Genomic DNA, 20,527 nt, shown 5'->3' with positions numbered 1-20,527 from the left:
GTGGGCCGGGCGCGCGGCGGACCGTGCCGTGCGGCCCGTGGCCGGTGGGTCCAAGCTGGGAGGGAGAGCTGCGAGGGAGAGGCCATGCGGGTGGGAGTGCTGACCGGAGGCGGCGACTGCCCCGGACTGAATGCGGTGATCCGCAGCGTCGTACGCAAGGGCGCGCAGGAGTACGCCTGGGAGTTCGTCGGGATCGCGGACGGCTGGGGCGGCGCCGTCAAGGACGTCACCCGTCCCCTGGACGTCGCGGCCGTGCGCGGGATCCTGCCGCTCGGCGGCACGATCCTCGGCTCCTCCCGCACCAACCCGCTCCGGCTCGACAGGGGCATCGACCGCATCCGCGAGACCCTCCGTGCGCACGAGATCGACGCTCTCGTCGTCATCGGCGGCGAGGACACGCTCAGCGTCGCGAGCGCGCTGTCCGACGCCGGGGTCGACCTGGTCGGCGTGCCCAAGACCATCGACAACGACGTGGGCGGCACCGACTACACCTTCGGCTTCGACACCGCGGTCGGCATCGCGACCGAAGCCATCGACCGCCTGCACACCACCGCGGAGTCGCACAAGCGCACGCTGGTCGTCGAGGTGATGGGGCGCCACTCGGGCTGGATCGCCCTGCACGCGGGCGTCGCCGGCGGCGCGAACGCCATCCTCATCCCGGAGGTGGAGTTCGATCTCGACCGGGTGTGCGCCTGGGTGGAGAGGCGTTTCGAGATCAACTACGCGCCGATCGTCGTCGTGGCGGAGGGGGCCGTCCCACGGGCCGGGCAGATGGTGGTCAAGGACGAGTCGCGCGACGAGTTCGGGCACGTGCGCCTGTCCGGGATCGGCGACTGGCTGGCCCGGGAGCTGGAGAGCCGTACCGAGAAGGAGGCGCGTACGACGGTGCTCGGCCACGTCCAGCGGGGCGGCACGCCGTCCGCCTACGACCGGTGGCTCGCCACCCGCTTCGGTCTGCACGCCGTGGAGGCCCTCAGGGACGGCGCCTTCGGCACGATGGTGGCCCTGCGCGGCACGGACGTCGTACGCGTCCCGCTCGCGGACGTGACGGGCACGAACAAGCTGGTCCCCATGGAGCTGTACGAGGAGTTCGACGTCTTCTTCGGCACCTGAGGTGCGGTCTGACGTGTGGTCACCCGTGAGGCACGACGACCACTGGACAGTGGGAGTGGTGCAGGACGGCGTGGGCCACGGGACCCAGCCGCTGCTCGGCCGCCCGCGGGCTCGCGTGCCGGCCGACGACGAGCAGACCGGCCCGCCGCGAGGCGTGCACCAGCGCGTAGGCCGGGTGGAGCAGGACGACGTCGGGCAGCACGGAGACGTCCGGATACCTCTCGCGCGGCTCCCGGAGCACGTCGGACAACCGCTGGACCTCCTCGTCCTCCCACGTCGCCCGGTCCTCCTCGGGCACCGCGAGCGCGGTCCAGAGCGGGGCGCCGGCGAGGGACCACGCGTGCACGGCCCGCAACCGGGCCTCACGGAGTCGAGCGGCACCGAAGGCGAAGCCCAGAGGGGACCCGGCCGCCGTGCGCACGTCGTCGACGCCCACGGCCACCTCGGCATCGTGCAGGGCGGCGGCGGGAGGCCGGGGCACGACCGCCACGGGACAGGGCGCGCAACTCGCCACCGCCAGCGCCGTCGAGCCCACCGCGAGGCCGTCGAATCCGCCGTCCCCCCGAGCCCCGACGACGAGGAGCTCGGCCGTCCGGGCAGCGGAGAGCAAGGCGGCCGGGGCGGAGCCGGCCACCTGCACGCCGCTCATCGCCACACCCGGACTCCCCGCGGCGAGACCCGCCTCGGCGCGCCCCAGCACCTCCTCGCCGGACCGCTGCCAGGAGAGGGCGACCGGTGGATCGGCGATGTCATCGGCGGGGGCGGGCACGGCGTGCACCAGACGAAGCTCCAGATCGCGGCGGGCCGCCTCCTCGGCCGCCCACTCGGCCGCGACGAGGCTCTCCCGGGACGCGTCGATCCCGGCCATGAGGAAACGGGTCATCCGGTCCTCCTTGCGGGCCGAAGCACCATTGTGGACGGGCCGTGACGGCGCCACCAGCCGGACCGGCCGGGCTCCCGGTGCCCTCCCCCGCAGGGGCCGATAATGTGGCTGGCAAGTGGGTGAGACGGCTTTCGGTGGTGCGCGGGGGTTTGGAGGGTCGCCGGTGGGTGGTTCCGGGGAGTCAGGGGAGGCCCGTGTGCGGCTGCCGCAGTTGCGGTTGGACGAGTTGCTGGGGGAGCTGCAGGCGCGTCTGGACGCGGCGCGGGGTACCCGGGACCGGGTGCACAGCCTGCTGGAGGCGGTGCTCGCGGTCGGTCGGGAGCTTGACCTGGAGCAGGTGCTGTACAGGATCGTGGACGCCGCGGCGACGCTGGTGGACGCCGAGTACGCGGCGCTGGGCGTGATCGGTCCCGACGGCAGCCGGTTGTCGGCGTTCCACACGGTCGGTGTGGGCGAGGAGCAGATCGGGCGGATCGGCGCGTACCCCGAAGGGCACGGGATCCTGGGCGAGCTGATCCGGCATCCGGAACCGCTGCGGCTGGCGAAGCTGTCGGAGCATCCGGCGTCGTACGGCTTCCCGGAGCACCATCCGCCGATGAACACGTTCCTCGGCGTTCCGATCCGGGTGCGGGACCAGGTCTTCGGCAATCTGTACCTGACCGAGAAGCGCGGCGGGCTGGAGTTCGACGAGGACGACGAGTCGGTGCTGGCCACGCTGGCCGTGGCGGCGGGCGTGGCGATCGACAACGCGCGGCTGTACGAGGAGTCGCGGCTGCGGGAGCGCTGGCTGCGGGCGATGGCGGAGATCACCCAGAGCCTGATGTCGGGTGCCGACCAGGCGGAGGTCCTCGGGCTGATCGCCGAGCGCGCGCGGGAGATCACGGGGGCGGCGCTGGCGGCGATGTCGACGCCGGTGAAGGGGACCGGCACGCTGAGTGTGGAGCTGGCGATCGGCCAGGAGGCGGAGGCGCACCGGGGGCTGGTGCTGCCGGTGGAGGGCACGCTGACCGGGGAGGCGTTCGCCGGCGGGGTGCCGGTGAGCAGCCCGGACATCGCGCGGGACCCGCGGGTGACGGCGGGTCCGCCGCGGTTTTCCGGCCTGGGTCCCGCCGTGGCGGTGCCGGTCGGCGATCCGGGCGATCATGTGCGCGGCGTGGTCCTGCTCGTGCGGGAGGCCGGCGGGACCGACTTCTCCGGCAAGGAGCTGGAGCTGCTGAAGGGATTCGCGGCGCAGGCCGCCGTGGCGATGGAACTCGCGGGACGGCGGCGGGACGCGGAGCAGATCACGCTCCTTGAGGACCGCGACCGGATCGCCAGGGACCTGCACGACCTGGCGATCCAGCGGCTGTTCGCGACGGGCATGACGTTGCAGAGCGCGGGCCGGTTCATCGACCATACGGGCGCCAAGGAGCGGGTGCTGCGGGCGGTGGACGACCTGGACGAGACCATCAAGATCATCAGGTCGACGATCTTCGGTCTGCGGGCGCACGACGACGAGGCGGGCGCCGGACTGCGGACGCGCGCGGTGCAGGTGGTCGGCGAGGCCGCGCCCGTGCTGGGGTTCGCGCCCGGGGTCCGGATGGAGGGGCTGCTTGACACCCATGTGTCCCGGGAGACCGCGGACGAGGTGGTGGCGGTCCTGTCGGAGGCGCTGACGAACGTCGCCCGGCACGCGCACGCCGACCGTGTGGACGTGGCGCTCGAGACCGACGGCCGCAGCGTGCGGCTGACGGTCACCGACAACGGCGTGGGGATTCCCGCCGACGGGCGCCGCAGCGGACTGGCCAACATGGCCGAACGGGCCCGCAGGCTGGGCGGCGGCCTGGAGTGGACCACACCCGAGGGCGGAGGCACCAGGCTGCTCTGGCACGCACCGGTGGGCACGACGGAGGCCCCGCGGCCTTCAGCGGGGGAGTGAGGGGGTTTCACCGGGGCGGTGGCCGGGGTTTGGCCGGGGGAGTGACGGGGGTTTCACCGGGTCGGTGACCGGGCTCCACCGGGGTGGTGGCTGGGGGTTTTACGGCGGGAGTGGCGGGGGTTTTACGGGGGCGGTGGCTGGGGCTTCATGGCGGGAGTGGCCGGGGTTGGGCCGGGGGAGTGACGGGGGTTTCACCGGGGCGGTGACCGGGCTCCACCGGGGTGGTGGCTGGGGTTTTACGGCGGGAGTGGCCGGGGTTTGACCGGGGGCAGTGACCGGGCTCCACCGGTGCAGTGGCCCGGACTTCAGCGGAGCAGTGACCCGGGCAGGGCTGCGCGGGTCTTATCAGCCGTGGTGTTCGTGCTCCGGGTGCACCACGACCACCGGGCAGGACGCGTGCTGGGCGCAGCGCTGGCTGACCGAGCCCAGCATCGCGCGGGCGAAGCCGCCGCGGCCCCGGCTGCCCACGACGAGGACGTCCGCCCCCGCCGAGGCGCGGATCAGTACCTCCGACGGATCGCCCTCGACCAGGTACTCCACCAGGTGCGCCGGGCGGTCGTCCGCGAAGACGGCGTGCAGTCCCTCCGCGAAGCGCTCCCGGGCCTGCTCCAGGTCGAACTCGGGATCGATCGCGGGTCCGGTCCAGCCGACGACCGACGGCGTGTCCCAGGCGTGGATCGCCTCCACGACGCCGCCGACGAGTTGGGCGTACTCCGCCGCCCAGCGCAGCGCCGCGCAGGAGGACGGCGAACCGTCCACGCCCACGACCACCCGGCGTCGCGGTTCGGAGGGTTGCATGGCCACCTCACTGAGCAGTCGTTGTCCCTACGTCCACGCTGCCCGGCCCGACACGACCGTGCCAGCCAGGGACCGCCCCGCCCGGCGGCCGGGTACGCGCGAGGCCACCCCGGTGGGGCTCGGTCAGGGGGCCGGTCGGCCCTGGTGCGGGACCAGCGGCCCATGGCCACCGCGCCGGGTGGCGGCGATTCTCGGAAGCGGATCAACTGATCACCGAAGTGCCCGTCGAGACAGCGTCGCAGGAGGTGGGAGACCATGCCCCGCACCGTAACCGTCGGTCTCGACGGTTCTCCCGAGAGCAGGGCCGCCGCCGAATGGGCGGCGCGGGAGGCGGAGCTGCTCGGGCTGCCGGTGCGGCTCGTCCATGTGGGGGAGCCGGTGCCCGAGCCCCTGGCGCAGGCACCGCTGCTCGGTGCGGAGACGTACCGGCACCGGACCGAGCGGGTGCCCCGCGAGGCCGCCGAGGGGCTGCGGTTGCGCCATCCGGGTGTCGAGGTGCGCGCCGAGCACCTGCCCGGCCGTCCCGCCGAGATCCTCACCGACGAGGCGGCCGACGCCGAACTGCTCGTGCTGGGCTCGCGCGCCCTCGGCGGGCTCGGCGGCTTCCTTGCCGGCTCGGTCGGGCTGTCCGTCGTGGCGCGCGCCGAGCGGCCCGTCGTCCTGGTGCGGGCCGGGGAACAGGCCGCCGACCAGCACGAGAGGGACCCCGCGGGCATTCCCTCCGCCGCGGCCGCCTTCCGGCCCGTCGTCCTGGGCCTGGACACCGCGCACCCGGACGAGGACCTGATCCGGTTCGCCTTCGAGGCGGCCGCGCGCCGGGGCACCTCGCTGCGCGTCGTGCACGGCTGGTACCCGCCGCTGTACTACGGCTACGGCGTGCCCGCCGACGCCGAACTGCTCACCTCGCCCACGGTGGCCGAGGCCGCCCGACTGACCGAGGCGCTGTGCCCCTGGCGGCGGAAGTACCCGGACGTCGAGGTCGCCGAGGTCTCCCGCCCCGGCAGCGCCGCGGAACTGCTCGTCGACGCCTCCCGCGAGGCATCCCTCGTCGTCGTGGGCCGGCGCGAGCGCCGCAACCCCCTGGGCGCCCGCATTGGCCACGTCACCCACTCCGTCCTGCACCATGCCGCCGCCCCCGTCGCGGTCGTCGCGCACGCCTGACCGGCACCACGAGCACGGCCCACCGAACACCACAGGACCCCACCCGAGGAGTGAGGATCATGAAGGCTGCGGTCGTACGGACCTTCGGCGAACCGCTGGTCGTCGAGGAGCGCCCGGACCCCGAGCCCGGACCCGGCCAGGTCCGCGCCCGCGTCGAGGCCTGCGGGTTGTGCCACACCGACATCCACGCCGCGCACGGCGACTGGCCGGTCAAGCCGAACCCGCCGTTCGTGCCCGGCCACGAGGGTGTCGGCCTCGTGGAGAAGCTCGGCGCGGGCGTCACCCACCTGTCCGTCGGGCAGCGGGTGGCCATGCCGTGGCTCGGCCATGCCTGCGGCCGCTGCGAGCACTGCCTGTCCGGCTGGGAGACGCTCTGCGAGCAGCAGATCAACACCGGATACGGCTGCGACGGCGGGTACGCCGAGAAGATGCTGGCCTGGGCCGACTTCGCGCAACCGGTGCCCGACGGCGTCAGTGCCCTCGACGCGGCCCCGCTGACCTGCGCGGGCGTCACCACGTACAAGGCGCTCAAGGTCGCCGGCGTCCGGCCGGCCCAGCTCGTCGCGGTCTCCGGGGTCGGCGGACTCGGCCACCTGGCCGTGCAGTACGCCAAGATCGCGGGCGCCCGGGTCGCCGCGATCGACGTCACAGACGACAAGCTCGAACTCGCCGCCGAACTCGGCGCGGACATCCTGATCGACGCCCGCACCCAGGACGTCGGCCAGGAGCTCAAACGGTACGGCGGCGCGCACGCGGCCATCGCCCTCGCGGTGAACGAGGCCGCCTTCGAGGCGGTGGCCTCCGGACTGCGGCGCGGCGGCAAGCTGGTCATGGTCGCCCTGCCCGCGCAGGGCACGGTCCGGGTCCCGATCTTCGACACCGTGCTCGGCGGCACCTCCGTGATCGGCTCGATCGTCGGCACCCGGCAGGACCTCGCCGAGGTCTTCCAACTGCACGCGGAGGGCCGCACCCGGGTCATCCGGGAGAGCCGGCCGCTCAGCTCCGTCAACGAGTCCATCGACGAGGTACTGCGCGGTCAGGTCAAGGCCCGCATCGTGTTCGACCTCGGAGAGGGAGGATGAGGACCATGGATCTGCCGCTGGTCGTCGGAGTCGACGGTTCCGAATCCAGCCTGCGGGCCGCGGACTGGGCCGCCGACGAGGCCGCCCTGCGCGCGGTGCCGCTGCGGGTGGTGTACGCCTCCCTCTGGGAGCGCTACGAGGGCGCCGCGCTCGCGCGTGAACTCGGCAAGCCGGACGGCCAGGTGGAGGCCGAGGAGGTCGTCGCGGCCGCCGCCCGGCGCGCCCGCGCCCGCCACCCCGACCTGCCGATCAGCCGGGCCGCGCTGCCCGAGGCGCCCGAGTACGCGCTGGTGCGGGAGGGCAAGAACGCCTCCGCCCTGGTCGTGGGCGCCCGCGGCCGCAGCGCGGTCGTCGACCTGCTGCTCGGTTCGGTCAGCCTGTTCGTGGCCGCGCACGCCGACTGCCCCGTGATCGTGATCCGCGGCAGCCACGACAACCAGGCCCGTTCCCCGGTGCACGGCCGCGTCGTCGTCGGTGTCGGGGACAGTTCCGCGGCCGCGGTGCGCTTCGCCGCCGAGGAGGCCCTGCGCCGCGGTGCCGAACTGGAGGCCGTACGGGCCTGGCGGTGCCCCGCGCACGAGACTCTCGACCATCCGCTGATCGGCGGGGAGCCCGAGCGGGTGTACGAGGAGCGGGCCGCCGACGCCCTGGAGGCCGCGCTGCGCGACCTGCCGCCGGAGGTGAAGGTGCGCCGGCGCACCGTGGAGGGTCCGGCCCGCCGGGTGCTGCTGGCCGCCGCGCCGGGCGCCGACCTGCTCGTGGTGGGAGTCCGGCGCCGGGCGGGACGGTTCGGGCTCCAGCTCGGCCGGGTCGCCCACACCGCCCTGCACCACTCGGCCTGCCCGGTGGCCGTGGTGCCCGAACGGGCCTGAGGTCACAGGTCCGCCGTGTGATCGGGGACGTAGGTCTGCAGATCGCGCGGCGGCCGCTCGTAGCCGGTCGGCGCCGGCCGCTCCGGCAACCGCAGCACCTTGGGTGAGATCTCGTGGTAGGGCACGGTGCCGAGCAGATGGGCGATCATGTTCAGCCGGGCGCGGCGCTTGTCGTCGCTCTCCACGACGTACCACGGTGCCTCGGAGATGTCCGTGTGCACCATCATCTCGTCCTTGGCCCGCGAGTACGCCTCCCAGTGGGTGATGGACTCCAGGTCCATGGGCGACAGCTTCCAGCGTCGCAGCGGGTCCTCCAGCCGGCGCAGGAAGCGCTCCTGCTGCACGGCGTCGCTCACCGAGAACCAGTACTTGCGCAGCAGGACCCCGTCCTCCACCAGCATCCGCTCGAAGATGGGGCACTGGCGCAGGAACCGCTGGTGCTCCTCCTTGGTGCAGAAGCCCATCACGTGTTCGACCCCGGCCCGGTTGTACCAGGACCGGTCGAACAGCACGATCTCCCCGGCGGCCGGCAGTTGCTCGACGTACCGCTGGAAGTACCACTGGGTGCGCTGGCGCTCGGTCGGCGCGGGCAGCGCCACGATCCGGGCGATGCGCGGGTTGAGGTGCTCGGTCACCCGCTTGATGGTGCCGCCCTTGCCGGCCGCGTCCCGCCCCTCGAACACCACGACCAGCCGGGCCCCGGTGACCCGCACCCACTCCTGGAGCCTCACCAACTCCGTCTGAAGGCGCAGCAGTTCGCTCTCGTACGTCTTGCGCGGCAGCGCCGCCCCTTTGTCGGCCCTCACAGCAGGACACCGTACTTCTTTTCCGGCGGGCGTCCGCGCACCCGTGCGTGCGGGGGCGGCGGACTCCGCTCACGCCGACGTCAGTGGCCTCGATGCCCCCTCCGGCCGGGCGAGATGGGTGGTGAACCAGTCCTGGGCCAGGTCCGCCGCCGCCTCCACCGTGTCCGGCTCGGTGAACAGGTCGGTGGCACCGGGCACGGGGACGACCTGGTGGTCGCAGCGCATCCAGTCCGCCGCGAGCCGGTTGAGTCCGAGGAGCCGGGTGTCCCGGGCACCGACGACGAACAGGCAGGGGGCGTGCACCCGGGCCAGCGCCGCGGGCGGGGCCAGGTCGGGGCGGCCGCCGAGGCAGACCACGGCGCGGATGTCGTCCTCCGCCGCCGCCTCCAGCACGGCGCCCGCGCACGTACCCGCCCCGCAGTGGCTCACGGGCAGGCCGGTCTCCCGGCGCAGCCAGTCGGTGGCGGCCCGCAGGCGCCGGGCCAGCAGCACGATGTCGAAGGCGTTGTGCGGGGTGCGGTCCTCGTCCTCGGTGAGCAGGTCGATCAGCAGCGTGCCCAGGCCCGCCCGGCGCAGGGCGGCGGCGACGCGCTGGTGGGCCGGCCGGTGCCGGCCGCTGCCGCAGCCGAGGGCGTAGGCGACCGCCACCGGCGGCGTGGGCGGCAGGGCCAGCCGTGCGGACAGGCGCACCGGACCGGCCGGCACCTCCACCTCCCGGTCCGGAGAAGGGGACTCCGAGGGGGATCCGGGGAGCGGCCCGGTGGCAGTCGTGGTGGCCCGCTGGGCCTCGGCCAGCAGGGTGGCGACCTCCGCGTCGGTGACCTGCCCGAAGTCCGCGTACCAGGCCCCGACCGAACCGAGGTGGCGCAGCGGCTGGAGGCAGACGACCCGGTCGGCCACCGTGCGCAGGTGCGGCAGCGCCGCCTCCGGCCCGACCGGGACCGCGAGGACCACACGCGCGGCGCCGCGGGCCCGCGCCACCCGGCAGGCGGCCTCGGCGGCGGCGCCGGTCGACAGCGAGTCGTCCACGACGAGCGCGGTCCGCCCGGCCACGGGCAGCGGCGGGCGGCTGTCGCGCAAGTGGCTCAGGCGCCGCTCCAGTTCGGCCCGCTCGGCGCGTTCGACGGTCTCCCGCTCGGCGGGATCCAGTCCGCTCTCCGCCAGGACGGCCCGGTCGATGACGCGTACCCCGTGCTCACCGAGGGCACCGAAACCGAGTTCCGGCTGCCAGGGCACGCGCAGTTTGCGCACCACGGCCAGGTCGAGCGGAGCGCCCAGGTGCCGGGCCGCCTCGAAGGCCACCGGAACGCCGCCCCGGGGCACTCCGAGCACCACCACGTCCTCGTCGCGCAGGAATTCCAGGTACCGGGCCAGGCGCCGTCCGGCGTCCGCGCGGTTCTCGTAGCGCATGCGCCGCCACCTCCTTGTACGTGGTCCCGGCGGCGCGGCGGCAGACCGCCTCGACTCCATTCGAACGCTTCCGGGACCCGAACGCCTCCGGGACGTCCGGGCCGGCAGGGGCGGCTCAGCTCGTCTTCTGGTCCCAGCGCGGGCCGACGAGCTCCCACTCCGCGCCCCACAGGTCGTGGCGGCGCCGGTCCAGCCGCCGGCGGACCAGGGCCGTCGATCCGTAGACCAGGCCGCCGAAGGCGAGCGCCACGGAGGTGCCGAACAGGGTGGCCTGCGCGGTCGCCTCCGCCGGGCCGGGCGGCTCGCTGGTCAGATGGCCCCGGCCGTCCTGCCAGACGGTGACCGCCGCACCGGCCGGCAGGTCCGTGCTCACCAGCGTCTGCCCGGTACGGGTGGTGCCGTCGGGGCCCGTCCAGCGGACCTTCGCCGGTGCCTGGTAGCTCGCGTTCTCCGTGGGCGTGGCCGCCGGGGCGGCCGTGAACAGCACGGCCCGGACCGGGTGCCGGTCGGCGCGCTGCCAGGCGAGTTCCTGGCCCGTGGCGCGCGCCGCCACCGTCCCGGCGACCGCCCCGCCGACCACGATCACCACCCACGTCACCAGGATCGCCCACGCCTCGACGATGTCCTCGTGGCGGCGCAGCGGATTGCGGCGCCACCGCCACAGCCTCCGCCGCGTGCGTCCGCGGCCCGTCCTGCCGCTCACCGGTCGTGCCTCCCCTTCTTTCGTTTCTTTCGTTTCTTCCGTTCTCGCCCGTTCGCCAGCCCGTGCATCGGACGTCCTTCCCCGCGCCGGCCCCCACCTTTCGTCCCACCGCGGTGGCTGCTCGTCCGCCGTTCATCCCTGGCCCGCGGCGACCACCCCTTGCCGGGGGACGGGCCCGGCGGCCGGGGTCCCCTCCCCGAACTCCGGCAGTACCTGGAAGACACCGGTCAGGCCGGTGTGGCGCAGGATCCGCCGGAAGGACGAACTGCCGCTGACCAGCCGCAGCCGGCCACCGCGGGCCGTGACACGGTTGCGGACCCGGCACAGCAGGCCCAGCCCGGCACAGTCGATGAAGGGCACCGGCCGCAGGTCGAGCACCAGGTCCGGCCGCGGCTTGTCGGTCAGCGCGTCGAGGCGCGCGACGAGGGACAGTCTCGTGACGAGGTCCACGTCGCCGCTCAGTGTCACGACGGTCGTGGTGCCGACCATGCGTTCCGCGTGGCTCACGGCGGGCCCGGTGGGACGTTCGGACATGTCGTCAGCCAAGCCGGTCCGGAGCGGTGAGGGGAAGGGCCGTTCGGTCCCCTCCGCGGCGGCCGAAGAGCCCGAGGCCGCACCGCCCCGCGGGCACCCGCCCCCGCGGGCGGCCGATGGGGCCGACCGGCCCATGCGGAACCCCGAACCGTCGGAGAAGCTGAAGGCGTGGGCGGTCCCGGTGGCGCGCCGGAGCGCGGGCCCCGCCCGCCGGCCGCGGACCGCCGGGTCCCGGCCGTCCGGCCATGAACGCCGTCCGTCCGCGAAGGTCGTCCGTCCGCGAAGGCCACCCAAGGCCACCCGTCCCCGGAGTGAAGAGGGTGAGGTTCGGCATGAAAGGCTACGTCTTCCACGGCCCCGGGCAGTCCGCCTGGGAGGAGGTCCCCGACCCGGACCTCGAGGAGGCCACCGACGCCGTCGTGCGCGTTGACGCCGTCACCATCTGCGGGACCGACCTGCACATCCTCAACGGCGACGTGCCCGAGGTCCGCCCCGGCACGGTGCTGGGGCACGAGGCCGTCGGCGAGATCGTCGAGGTCGGCGCCGAGGTGCGCAGCGTACGGCCCGGCGACCGGGTCCTCGTCTCCTGCATCACCGCCTGCGGCCGGTGCCGTTTCTGCCGCGAGGCCATGTACGGCCAGTGCCGCGGCGGCGGGGGCTGGATCCTCGGCCACCTGATCGACGGCACCCAGGCGGAGTTCGTCCGGGTGCCCTTCGCCGACCTCTCCGTGCATCCGCTGCCCGCCGCGGTGACCGACACGGACGCCGTGCTGCTGACCGACATCTTCCCGACCGCCTACGAGGTCGGCGTGCTCAACGGGCGGGTACGCCCCGGGGACACCGTCGTCGTGGTCGGCGCCGGACCCGTCGGCCTCGCGGCGATCGCCACCGCCCGGCTGTTCGCGCCCGAGCGCGTCATCGCCGTGGACCTGGCCGCCACCCGTCTGGAGGCCGCCCGCAAGCTCGGTGCCGAGGCCGTGGCCGATGCGCGCGAGGCCCCCGAACAGCTGGTCGACGACCTCACCGGAGGGCTCGGCGCGGACGTGGTCGTCGAGGCGGTGGGTGTACCGGAGACCTTCGAGCTGTGCACGCGCATGGTGCGGCCCGGAGGCCACGTGGCCAACGTCGGAGTGCACGGCAAACCCGCCACCCTGCACCTGGAAGACCTGTGGATCAAGAACGTGACCATCACCACGGGCCTGGTCGACACCCACTCCACGCCCACCCTGCTGCGGATGGCGGCGGCCGGCCGGCTGCCCACCTCCCAACTGGTCACCCACACGTTCCCGCTGGAGCGCATCGAGGAGGCCTACGACGTCTTCGGCCACGCCGCCGAGACGGGGGCGCTGAAGGTCGTGCTCGGTGGCCCGCGGCGCGAGGTCGTCCCGGTGCCCGCGGCCTGACGGGCCGGACGCCGGGCGCGGACCTCGTGCCCGGCCGCCGGGGCCGCCCCGGGACGGGGACACGCGGGAGAGGTGCAGAGGACACGCAGGAGACGCGGCGCGGAACGGCCGCTCGCGCTCCGCCAGGTGGAAAGACGGATGACTGATGTATCGCAACGACGGCTTCCGCGAGCTCGGGCGGCAGGAGTGCCTGCGGCTGCTGGCCAAGGCGCCGGTGGGCCGTATCGTCCATACGCGGCACGCCCTGCCCGCGGTGCTCCCGGTCAACTTCGCCCTGGACGGCGATGGCGCGGTGCTGCTGTGCACCTCGGCCACCTCCGAGCTGGTCCGTGCGATCGACGGTGCGGTGGTCGCCTTCGAGGCCGACGAGGTGGACGCGGTCGCGCACTCGGGCTGGAGCGTCGTCGTCACCGGCCCCGCCTCGGTGGTGACCGACCCCGCCGAGCACCGGCGCCTGCTCCACGGCGGCCCACGCTCCTGGGTGCCCTCGCCGCAGGTGGTCTTCGTCCGCATCGAACCGGAACTGGTCACGGGCCGGGAACTCGTCGGCGGACTCAGCGTGTACGGCCTGGACCACCTCGTCTGATCTTCGTGCCCGCCCCTCTTCGAGTCCGCCGGAGGACACCATGCAGGCTTCCCAGTACACCGTCGGCGACGTGATGACCCCGACCGTCGTCGCGCTGACCGGTGGAGCGATGTTCAAGGAGATCGTGCGGACCATGGAGCAGTGGGGTGTCAGCGCGATGCCCGTGCTGGACGGCCGGGGGCGGGTGCTCGGCGTCGTCTCCGAGGCCGACCTGCTGCGCAAGGAGGAGCTCCGCGACAACGATCCGGACCTGCCCGGAGGGTCGCCTCCCGTGGCCGGCTCGCGTTCGGCCAAGGCCCGGGCCGTGACCGCCGAGGAGCTGATGAACACCCCGGCCGTCACCGTGCACCCCGCCGCCACCCTGGGCCGGGCCGCCCGCCTCATGGCCCGGCACGGCGTCAAGCGCCTGCCGGTCGTCGGCGACGACGGTGTGCTCATCGGCATCGTCAGCCGTTCCGACCTGCTCAAGGTGTTCCTGCGTGGCGACGAGGACATCGCGGCGGAGGTCCGCCGCCAGGTCGTCGCCGCCGGGCTCTTGGCGGACTCGGTGGGCGTGGCGGTGTGCGAGGGGGTGGTCACGCTCACCGGCCGGGTCCCGGACGCCTCCCTGATCCCGCTCGCCATCCGCCTGGCGCGCAGCGTCGAGGGCGTGGTGGACGTGCGCTGCGACCTCACGGGACCGCGCCGCCGTCCCCTCCTGGAACCCGATCTGGTCGACGAGCGGCCGTCGTCGCCCGCCACGGGGACCGGCCCCGAGAGCTGACGGCGCGCGGACCGTTCGCGCCGAGCCGAGGCGAACCGGAAGACGGCGCGGTGGGAGGGCCGAACGGTCCCCGGAAGGACCGAACCGCTCTCGCGCCGTGTCCTACCGGATGCGACGGTGAAGGTGGGATGCGCTGCCGCAGGAGGCGGCAGCCCCGGCGGAAGGCGGTGGGGTCGGTGGAACTGCCCCTGGTCGTGGGTGTCGACGGGTCGGACCCGAGCCTGACGGCGGTGGACTGGGCGGTGAGTGAGGCCGCCCGGTTCGGTCTCCCGCTGCGCCTGGTGTACGCGTCCCTGTGGGAGCGGTACGAGGGCGCGGTGCCGTCCGGGACGGTGGAGCGTCCCTCGGAGCAGGTGATGGCGGAGCACATCGTCGCCTCCGCCGCGGAGCGCGCCCAGCGGCGCGACCCGGAGGTGAAGGTGTCCACCGACATCCTTCCGCAGGACACGGTCGCCGCCCTGCTGGGCGAGGCCGCCAACGCCTCCGTGCTGGTCACCGGCTCTCGCGGGCGGGGTCAGCTGAAGGGGCTGCTCCTGGGTTCGGTCGGTCTGGCCGTGGCGGCCCGGGCGCACTGCCCGGTGGTCGTGGTCCGGGGCGACCAGGCGGGCCTGGCCGGCAGCCACGAGCGGATCCTGCTCGCCGCCGGTGACTCCGACACCGGGCACGAGGCCGCGCGGTTCGCGTTCCGGGAGGCCGAGGTGCGCGACTGCGTCCTCGACGTCGTACGCACCTGGCGGCGCCCCGTGCACGAGGGCATCGGCAGCCCGGAGCTCGCCGAGGAGCCGGCCCGGCGGCAAGAGGAGCGGGCCGCCGCCGTGCTGGAGGAGCTGCTGCGCGAACCGGGGGCCGAGTACCCGACGGTGCGGGTGCGCCCCGCCACGGTCGAGGGCCCGGCGCACCGGGTGCTCGTGGACCGCTCGGCCGCCGCCGACCTGGTGATCGTCGGGGTCCGGCGCAGGGAGGGCCACTTCGGTCTCCAGCTGGGCCGGACGGCCCACACCCTCCTGCACCACGCGCACTGCCCGGTCGCCGTCGTACCGCAGCGGGTGTGACCGCGCCGTGCCGGAGACGACGGCTCGGACCTGGGCCTACGACGGCTACGACGCCGCGCAGGAGCGCCTGAGGGAGGCCCTGTGCGCCCTGGGCAACGGCCGCTTCGCCACACGCGGAGCCCTGCCGGAGTGCGCCGCGGACGAGGTGCACTACCCGGGCACCTACCTGGCCGGGTGCTACAACCGGATCGTCTCCCACGTCGCCGGCCGCCAGGTCGAGAACGAGGACCTGGTCAACCTGCCCGACTGGCTGCCGCTGCGCTTCCGCCTCGCGGGCGGCGCCTGGCTCACCCCGGACACGGCGCCGGTCCTCGAGCACCACCAGGTCCTGCACCTGGACCCGGGCGTGCTGGAGCGCCGCACCCGGTACGGGCTCGGCGACGGGCGGACGCTGACCGTGCGCCAGCAGCGGATCGTGCACATGGCCGACCCGTATCTGGCGGCCCTGCGCACCGAGTTCACCGCCGGGGGCGGCCCGGCTGATCTGGAGGTCGAGGCGGCGATCGACGGCGGTGTGACGAACGCCGGGGTGCGCCGCTACCAGGACCTGGACGGCCGCCACCTCACCCAGGTGCACACCGGCACCGCGGCCCCGGACACGGTGTGGCTGCGCTGCCGGACCCGAACCTCCGACATCCGGATCGGCCTGGCCGCCCGGCTGACCGCCGACCGGGCGGCCGGACCGGTCGGCACCCGGCACGAGCACCCGCGCGCGATCCAGCGGGTACGCCTGAGCCTGGTACCCGGCCGTACCGCCGCCCTGGACAAGACCGTCGCCCTGCACACGTCCCGCGACCTGGCGATCAGCGATCCGCTGGACGCGGCGATCGACCGGGTGGGCGCGGCGCCCGGCTTCGCCGGGCTGCTGGAGAGCCACCGGACGGCCTGGGGGCGGCTGTGGCGCCGGGCCGCCATCGACGTCCCCGGGGAGCCGGGGCGCATCCTGCGCCTGCACCTCTTCCACGTGCTCCAGACCCTCTCCCCGCACACCGCCGACCTGGACGTCGGCGTACCGGCCCGCGGCCTGCACGGCGAGGCCTACCGCGGCCACGTCTTCTGGGACGAGCTGTTCGTCCTGCCGTACCTGAACCTGCACTTCCCCGAGGTCTCCCGCGCCCTGCTGCACTACCGGCACCGGCGCCTGGAGCGGGCCTGCTCGGCGGCGCGCGCGATCGGCCGGCGCGGCGCGATGTTCCCATGGCAGAGCGGCAGCGACGGCCGGGAGGAGAGCCAGCGGCTGCACCTCAACCCCCGCTCGGGCCGCTGGCTGCCGGACCACTCCCACCTCCAGCGCCATGTCGGCTCGGCGGTGGCCTACAACGTGTGGCGGTACTGCGAGGCGAGCGGCGACGCGGAGTTCCTGCACACCAAGGGTGCCGAGACACTGTTCCAGATCGCCCGCTTCTGGGCCGACTCGGCCACCTGGGACGAGCGTCTGGGACGCCACCGCATCCTCGGCGTCATGGGCCCCGACGAGTACCACGACGCCTACCCGGACGCCGAGCGGCCCGGCCTCGACGACAACGCCTACACCAACGTCACGGCCGCCTGGGTGCTCGACCGCGCGCTGGAGGCGCTGCGCGTCCTGCCCGAGCCGCGCCGCCGTGAACTCGTCGAGCGCACCGGCGTGGACGGCGCCGAGCTGGACCAGTGGGAGCACGTCTCCCGCACGCTGCACGTGCCCTTCCACGACGGCGTCATCAGCCAGTTCGAGGGGTACGGCGGCCTGGCCGAGTTCGACTGGGCCGGATACCGCGAACGCTACGGCGACATCCGCCGCCTGGACCGGATCCTGGAGGCCGAGGGCGACAGCGTCAACCGCTACAAGGCGTCCAAGCAGGCCGACGTGCTCATGCTCGGCTACCTCTTCTCCCCGGCCGAGCTGCGCGCGCTCCTCGGCCGCCTGGGACATCGTTTCGACGAGGACCTGTGGCGGCGCACCGTCGACTACTACCTGGCCCGTACCTGCCACGGCTCCACCCTCAGCGGCCTGGTGCACGGCTGGGTCCTGGCCCGCGCCCGCCGCGCCGACGCGTGGGCCTTCGTCCAGGAGGCGCTGCGCAGCGACATCGCCGACGTCCAGGGCGGCACCACCGGCGAGGGCATCCACCTCGGCGCCATGGGCGGCACCCTCGACCTCGTACAGCGCGGACTGACCGGTCTGGAGACCCGTGAGGGCGCGCTGTGGCTCGATCCCGCCCCGCTGCCGGAGCTGTCCTCCTACGGCGTCTCGATCCGCTACCGGGGGCACTGGGGCGTGCGGCTGCGGCTGGAGCACGGCCGGATCCGGATCGCCGTGCCCGAGTCCGGCGGCTCGCCGATCGACGTGCGCCTGACCGACCGCGCCGTCGGCGTCCAGCCGGGCGAGACGTGCGCCCTGGTGCTGCCCGACTGAACCACGTTTCCGGACCTCTCCCGCACCCGCCGCCGAAGAGGCGCAGAAATACCCCGGGGGGTACTCGTGTTAGTGTCTGACGAGATACCCCTGGGGGTAATTCTTCGCTAGGAAGGGAGCATCCTGTGTTCTTCGTGGAGACGATCGAGCTGGCAGGACTCGGCAACCGCAGCTACCTGGCCGGAGGCGAGCGCACCGCCGTGGCGGTCGACCCGCCCAGGGACGTCGACCGGGTGCTGGCGGCGGCCGCCCGGCACGGGGTGCGCATCGCGTACGTCGTCGAGACGCACGTCCACAACGACTACGTCTCCGGCGGTCTGGAACTCGCCCGGCTGACCGGAGCCGACTACCTCGTCCCGGAAGGCGCCGACGTCCGCTTGGCGCGCACCCCCGTCCGCGACGGCGACACCGTGACCGTCGACGACGGCGCCCGGCTGACCCTGCACGCCATGGCCACCCCGGGACACACCCCGCACCACACCTCCTACGTCCTCCGGGAGGCCGGCACCGCCCGCGCCGCATTCACCGGCGGCTCACTGCTGATCGGCACCGTCGGCCGCCCCGACCTGGTCGAACCGCGGCTGACCGAGGGCCTGGCCCGCGCCCAGCATGCCTCCGCCCACCGGCTCGCCGCCGCACTGCCCGACGCCACCGCGGTACTGCCCACCCACGGCTTCGGCAGCTTCTGCTCCTCCGGTCAGGCGGAGGGCGACAGCACGACCATCGGCCGGGAGCGCGTGGTCAACGACGCGCTCACCCGGGACGTCGACACCTTCGTCGCCGACCTGCTCGCGAGCCTGGACGACATCCCCGCGTACTACACCCACATGGGACCGGCCAACGCCGCCGGACCCGCGCCGGTCGACCTCACCCCGCCCGCCGTCGCCGACCCCGAGGAGATAGCCGCCCGGCTGGCCGCGGGGGAGTGGGTCGTCGACCTGCGCAACCGGGTGGCCTTCGCCGAAGGGCACGTCGCGGGATCGTTCAACTTCGAGGCCGAGGGCAAGCTCGCCACCTACCTCGCCTGGCTGGTGCCCTGGGGCAAGCCGGTGACGCTGCTCGCCGAGACGCCCGCGCAACTGGCCGACGCGCAGCGCGAGCTGGCCAGGGTCGGCATCGACCGCCCGGCCGCCGCGGCCACCGGCGGGCCGTCCGCTTGGCTCCGCCCCGGCGAGGAGCCCGCCTCCTTCCCGCGGGCCACCTTCGCGGACCTCGCCGAGCGGCACCCGGGGGAGGGCGTCGTCGTACTGGACGTGCGACGCGACTCCGAACGCGCCGGGGGCTTCGTAGAGGGCTCGGTGCACATCCCCGTCCACCAGCTGCACCGGCGGACCGGAGAGGTCCCCGACGGCCAGGTGTGGGTGCACTGCGCGGGCGGCATGCGGGCCGCCGTGGCCGCCTCCCTGCTCGACGCGGTGGGCCGTGACGTGGTCGCGGTGGACGACGGGTTCGAGTCCGCGGAGAAGGCCGGACTCACCGTACGGACCGAACGGGAGGAGCAGTGCCGATGAGCCCGGTCCGCCGCGGTCCCGCCCGGATCACCGCCCCGGAGGCCGCCGCACGCACGGGCCACGCCCCGGCGGGCGGCGCGCCCGGCGGCGGATCCGGCGGCGCCGTGCTCCTGGACGTGAGGGAAGCGCGGGAATGGCGCGCGGGACACGCTCCCGGCGCGCTGCACCTCCCCCTGAGCGCGCTCGCCTCGGGCGCCGGCGTGCCACCCGAGGCGCGCGGGCGGCTCCTGGTCGTCGTCTGCCGCTCCGGCAACCGCTCCCGGCAGGCCGCCGAGCTGCTGTCCGCCCGAGGCGCCGACGCCGTCGACGTGATCGGCGGGATGCGGGACTGGGTACGGGCCGGACTGCCCGTGGTGGACCAGCGGGGCGAGGACGGCACGATCGCGTGAGTGCTCTGCTCCTCGCCCTGGCCGCCGGGGCCGTCATCGGCCTGGCGCTGGGCACGCTCGGGGGCGGCGGTAGCGTCCTGGCCGTCCCCGCCCTGATCTACCTGCTCGGCTTCACCCCGGTCGCGGCCACCACCGCGAGCCTGGTCATCGTCGCCGTCACCTCGGCCACCGCGCTCGTCGCACACGCCCGGGACGGCCATGTGCACTGGCGTACCGGTCTGCTGTTCGCCGCCGCGGGCGTCGGCCCGGCCCTGCTCGGCGGCGCGGTCGCCGGACGGCTGCCGGACGCCGTGCTCACCGCCGCCTTCGCGCTGATCGCGGCGGTCGCCGCGGCCCGGATGCTGCGCCCGCGCCCGGCGCCCGGGGCGGACCGCCCGGTCCGGCCCGGCCGGGCGGCGGCCGCCGGCGCCGGACTCGGCGCGATCACCGGCGTCCTCGGCGTCGGCGGCGGCTTCCTCGCCGTACCCGCCCTGGTGGGCGTGCTGTCCCTGCGCATGCGCGCGGCGGTGGGCACCAGCCTGCTGGTCATCACCGTCAACTCGCTGGCCGCGCTGGCGATGCGGGCCGGGACGGTCGACGGGCTGGACTGGGCGGTGATCGCGCCGTTCGCCGGTGCCGCGGTCCTCGCCGCGTGGGACGGCAAGCGGCTGGCCGCGAAGGTGTCCGGGCCGGCGTTGCAGCGGATCTTCGCCGTGGTGCTGCTGGCGGTGGCGGCGTTCATGCTCGTCGACGCGGTGGCCTGATGAGCGCCGACCGGCCGGCCCCCGTACCGGGCCGCGGGCGGCCCGCCCTCACGCCAGCGACAGGAACAGCTTCTCCATGCGGGCCCGCATCTGCGCGGGGTCCTGGCCGTTCGTCCGCCCTGCCTCGATGTCGGCCACGCACTTCTGCAGGCCGCTGGCGATGATGGCGAAACCGGCGCGGTCCAGAGCACGGGAGGCGGCGGCGAGCTGTGTCACGACCTCCTCGCAGTCCCGCCCCTCCTCGATCATCCGGATCACCCCGGAGATCTGGCCCTGCGCCCGGCGCAACCGGTTCAGCACGGCCTTGAGGTCCGTGCCCTCGAGCTCCAGTTCCACGATCACTCCTTGCAAAATACCCCTGGGGGTACTGTACGTCCGTCCTCGTGACGACGTCGACCACCCCAC

General features: G+C 74.4%; 20 protein-coding genes. 13 read left to right on the top strand and 7 right to left on the bottom strand.

What is annotated here, in order from left to right; genetic code table 11:
* Positions 1 to 84 precede the first annotated feature (84 nt).
* Complete coding sequence (locus ACWEK3_RS12015; protein ID WP_390729452.1) at positions 85 to 1,113, top strand: 6-phosphofructokinase; 1,029 nt, start codon at positions 85 to 87, stop codon at positions 1,111 to 1,113.
* Between the two features lie 19 nt (positions 1,114 to 1,132).
* Here the strand turns inward: ACWEK3_RS12015 and ACWEK3_RS12010 are convergent, their stop codons facing one another.
* Complete coding sequence (locus ACWEK3_RS12010) at positions 1,133 to 1,996, bottom strand: universal stress protein (RefSeq protein ID WP_450539865.1); 864 nt, start codon at positions 1,994 to 1,996, stop codon at positions 1,133 to 1,135.
* A 196-nt stretch (positions 1,997 to 2,192) separates the two neighbouring features.
* Between ACWEK3_RS12010 and ACWEK3_RS12005 the strand changes: the two genes are divergently transcribed.
* A complete protein-coding gene (locus tag ACWEK3_RS12005; RefSeq protein ID WP_453249609.1) occupies positions 2,193 to 3,914 on the top strand; it encodes a sensor histidine kinase in 1,722 nt (573 codons plus the stop codon).
* Positions 3,915 to 4,259: 345 nt separating this feature from the next.
* Here ACWEK3_RS12005 and ACWEK3_RS12000 read toward each other — a convergent pair whose 3' ends face one another.
* Positions 4,260 to 4,712: a universal stress protein gene (locus tag ACWEK3_RS12000; RefSeq protein WP_384093151.1), complete on the bottom strand. Its 453-nt coding sequence runs from the start codon at positions 4,710 to 4,712 to the stop codon at positions 4,260 to 4,262.
* Between the two features lie 255 nt (positions 4,713 to 4,967).
* On the opposite strand from ACWEK3_RS12000, the gene ACWEK3_RS11995 reads away from it, so the two are divergent.
* From ACWEK3_RS11995 to ACWEK3_RS11985, 3 genes are read left to right on the top strand one after another with little or no spacing between them, the layout of a single operon-like run.
* Complete coding sequence (locus tag ACWEK3_RS11995) at positions 4,968 to 5,873, top strand: universal stress protein (RefSeq protein ID WP_453249608.1); 906 nt, start codon at positions 4,968 to 4,970, stop codon at positions 5,871 to 5,873.
* Between the two features lie 59 nt (positions 5,874 to 5,932).
* Positions 5,933 to 6,955, top strand: a complete 1,023-nt coding sequence (locus ACWEK3_RS11990; protein ID WP_453249607.1) for a zinc-dependent alcohol dehydrogenase — start codon at positions 5,933 to 5,935, stop codon at positions 6,953 to 6,955.
* 5 nt (positions 6,956 to 6,960) lie between these two features.
* Positions 6,961 to 7,827, top strand: a complete 867-nt coding sequence (locus tag ACWEK3_RS11985; protein ID WP_450539870.1) for a universal stress protein — start codon at positions 6,961 to 6,963, stop codon at positions 7,825 to 7,827.
* A gap of 2 nt (positions 7,828 to 7,829) precedes the next feature.
* Here ACWEK3_RS11985 and ppk2 read toward each other — a convergent pair whose 3' ends face one another.
* From ppk2 to ACWEK3_RS11965, 4 genes are all read right to left on the bottom strand, one after another.
* A complete protein-coding gene (ppk2, locus tag ACWEK3_RS11980; RefSeq protein ID WP_450539872.1) occupies positions 7,830 to 8,633 on the bottom strand; it encodes a polyphosphate kinase 2 in 804 nt (267 codons plus the stop codon).
* A gap of 69 nt (positions 8,634 to 8,702) precedes the next feature.
* A complete protein-coding gene (locus ACWEK3_RS11975) occupies positions 8,703 to 10,043 on the bottom strand; it encodes a phosphoribosyltransferase family protein (RefSeq protein WP_450539874.1) in 1,341 nt (446 codons plus the stop codon).
* 115 nt (positions 10,044 to 10,158) lie between these two features.
* A complete protein-coding gene (locus tag ACWEK3_RS11970) occupies positions 10,159 to 10,746 on the bottom strand; it encodes an Rv1733c family protein (protein ID WP_453249606.1) in 588 nt (195 codons plus the stop codon).
* 132 nt (positions 10,747 to 10,878) lie between these two features.
* Positions 10,879 to 11,280, bottom strand: coding sequence for an STAS domain-containing protein (locus tag ACWEK3_RS11965; RefSeq protein WP_450539878.1), 402 nt, complete (start codon positions 11,278 to 11,280; stop codon positions 10,879 to 10,881).
* Between the two features lie 332 nt (positions 11,281 to 11,612).
* Here ACWEK3_RS11965 and ACWEK3_RS11960 point away from each other — a divergent pair, with 332 nt between their 5' ends.
* The 8 genes from ACWEK3_RS11960 (at position 11,613) to ACWEK3_RS11925 (ending at position 20,122) form a co-directional block, all read left to right on the top strand.
* The gene (locus ACWEK3_RS11960; RefSeq protein WP_453249605.1) at positions 11,613 to 12,683 is read left to right on the top strand and encodes a zinc-dependent alcohol dehydrogenase family protein; all 1,071 of its coding nucleotides are present in this window, start codon (positions 11,613 to 11,615) and stop codon (positions 12,681 to 12,683) included.
* Between the two features lie 145 nt (positions 12,684 to 12,828).
* The gene (locus tag ACWEK3_RS11955; protein ID WP_365428185.1) at positions 12,829 to 13,269 is read left to right on the top strand and encodes a pyridoxamine 5'-phosphate oxidase family protein; all 441 of its coding nucleotides are present in this window, start codon (positions 12,829 to 12,831) and stop codon (positions 13,267 to 13,269) included.
* A gap of 40 nt (positions 13,270 to 13,309) precedes the next feature.
* Positions 13,310 to 14,032, top strand: a complete 723-nt coding sequence (locus ACWEK3_RS11950; RefSeq protein ID WP_453249604.1) for a CBS domain-containing protein — start codon at positions 13,310 to 13,312, stop codon at positions 14,030 to 14,032.
* Between the two features lie 176 nt (positions 14,033 to 14,208).
* Positions 14,209 to 15,084: a universal stress protein gene (locus ACWEK3_RS11945; RefSeq protein ID WP_450539883.1), complete on the top strand. Its 876-nt coding sequence runs from the start codon at positions 14,209 to 14,211 to the stop codon at positions 15,082 to 15,084.
* Positions 15,085 to 15,091: 7 nt separating this feature from the next.
* Positions 15,092 to 17,479 (top strand): glycoside hydrolase family 65 protein, encoded by a 2,388-nt coding sequence (locus ACWEK3_RS11940; RefSeq protein WP_450539885.1) that lies wholly within the window; start codon positions 15,092 to 15,094, stop codon positions 17,477 to 17,479.
* 125 nt (positions 17,480 to 17,604) lie between these two features.
* Positions 17,605 to 18,990 carry an MBL fold metallo-hydrolase gene (locus tag ACWEK3_RS11935; RefSeq protein WP_450539887.1) on the top strand — a complete coding sequence of 462 codons (1,386 nt, stop codon included), beginning with the start codon at positions 17,605 to 17,607 and terminating at the stop codon, positions 18,988 to 18,990.
* Positions 18,987 to 19,379 (top strand): rhodanese-like domain-containing protein, encoded by a 393-nt coding sequence (locus tag ACWEK3_RS11930; RefSeq protein WP_450539890.1) that lies wholly within the window; start codon positions 18,987 to 18,989, stop codon positions 19,377 to 19,379. The genes ACWEK3_RS11935 and ACWEK3_RS11930 overlap by 4 nt, the downstream gene beginning before the upstream one ends.
* Entirely contained in the window at positions 19,376 to 20,122 is a 747-nt protein-coding gene (locus ACWEK3_RS11925) for a sulfite exporter TauE/SafE family protein (protein ID WP_450539892.1), read from the top strand. The genes ACWEK3_RS11930 and ACWEK3_RS11925 overlap by 4 nt, the downstream gene beginning before the upstream one ends.
* A 48-nt stretch (positions 20,123 to 20,170) precedes the next feature.
* Here ACWEK3_RS11925 and ACWEK3_RS11920 read toward each other — a convergent pair whose 3' ends face one another.
* Entirely contained in the window at positions 20,171 to 20,458 is a 288-nt protein-coding gene (locus tag ACWEK3_RS11920; RefSeq protein ID WP_141364307.1) for a metal-sensitive transcriptional regulator, read from the bottom strand.
* Positions 20,459 to 20,527 lie beyond the last annotated feature (69 nt).

It is taken from the genome of Streptomyces sp. NPDC004721 (assembly GCF_053601495.1).
This window is presented reverse-complemented; position numbering and strand designations above follow the sequence as displayed.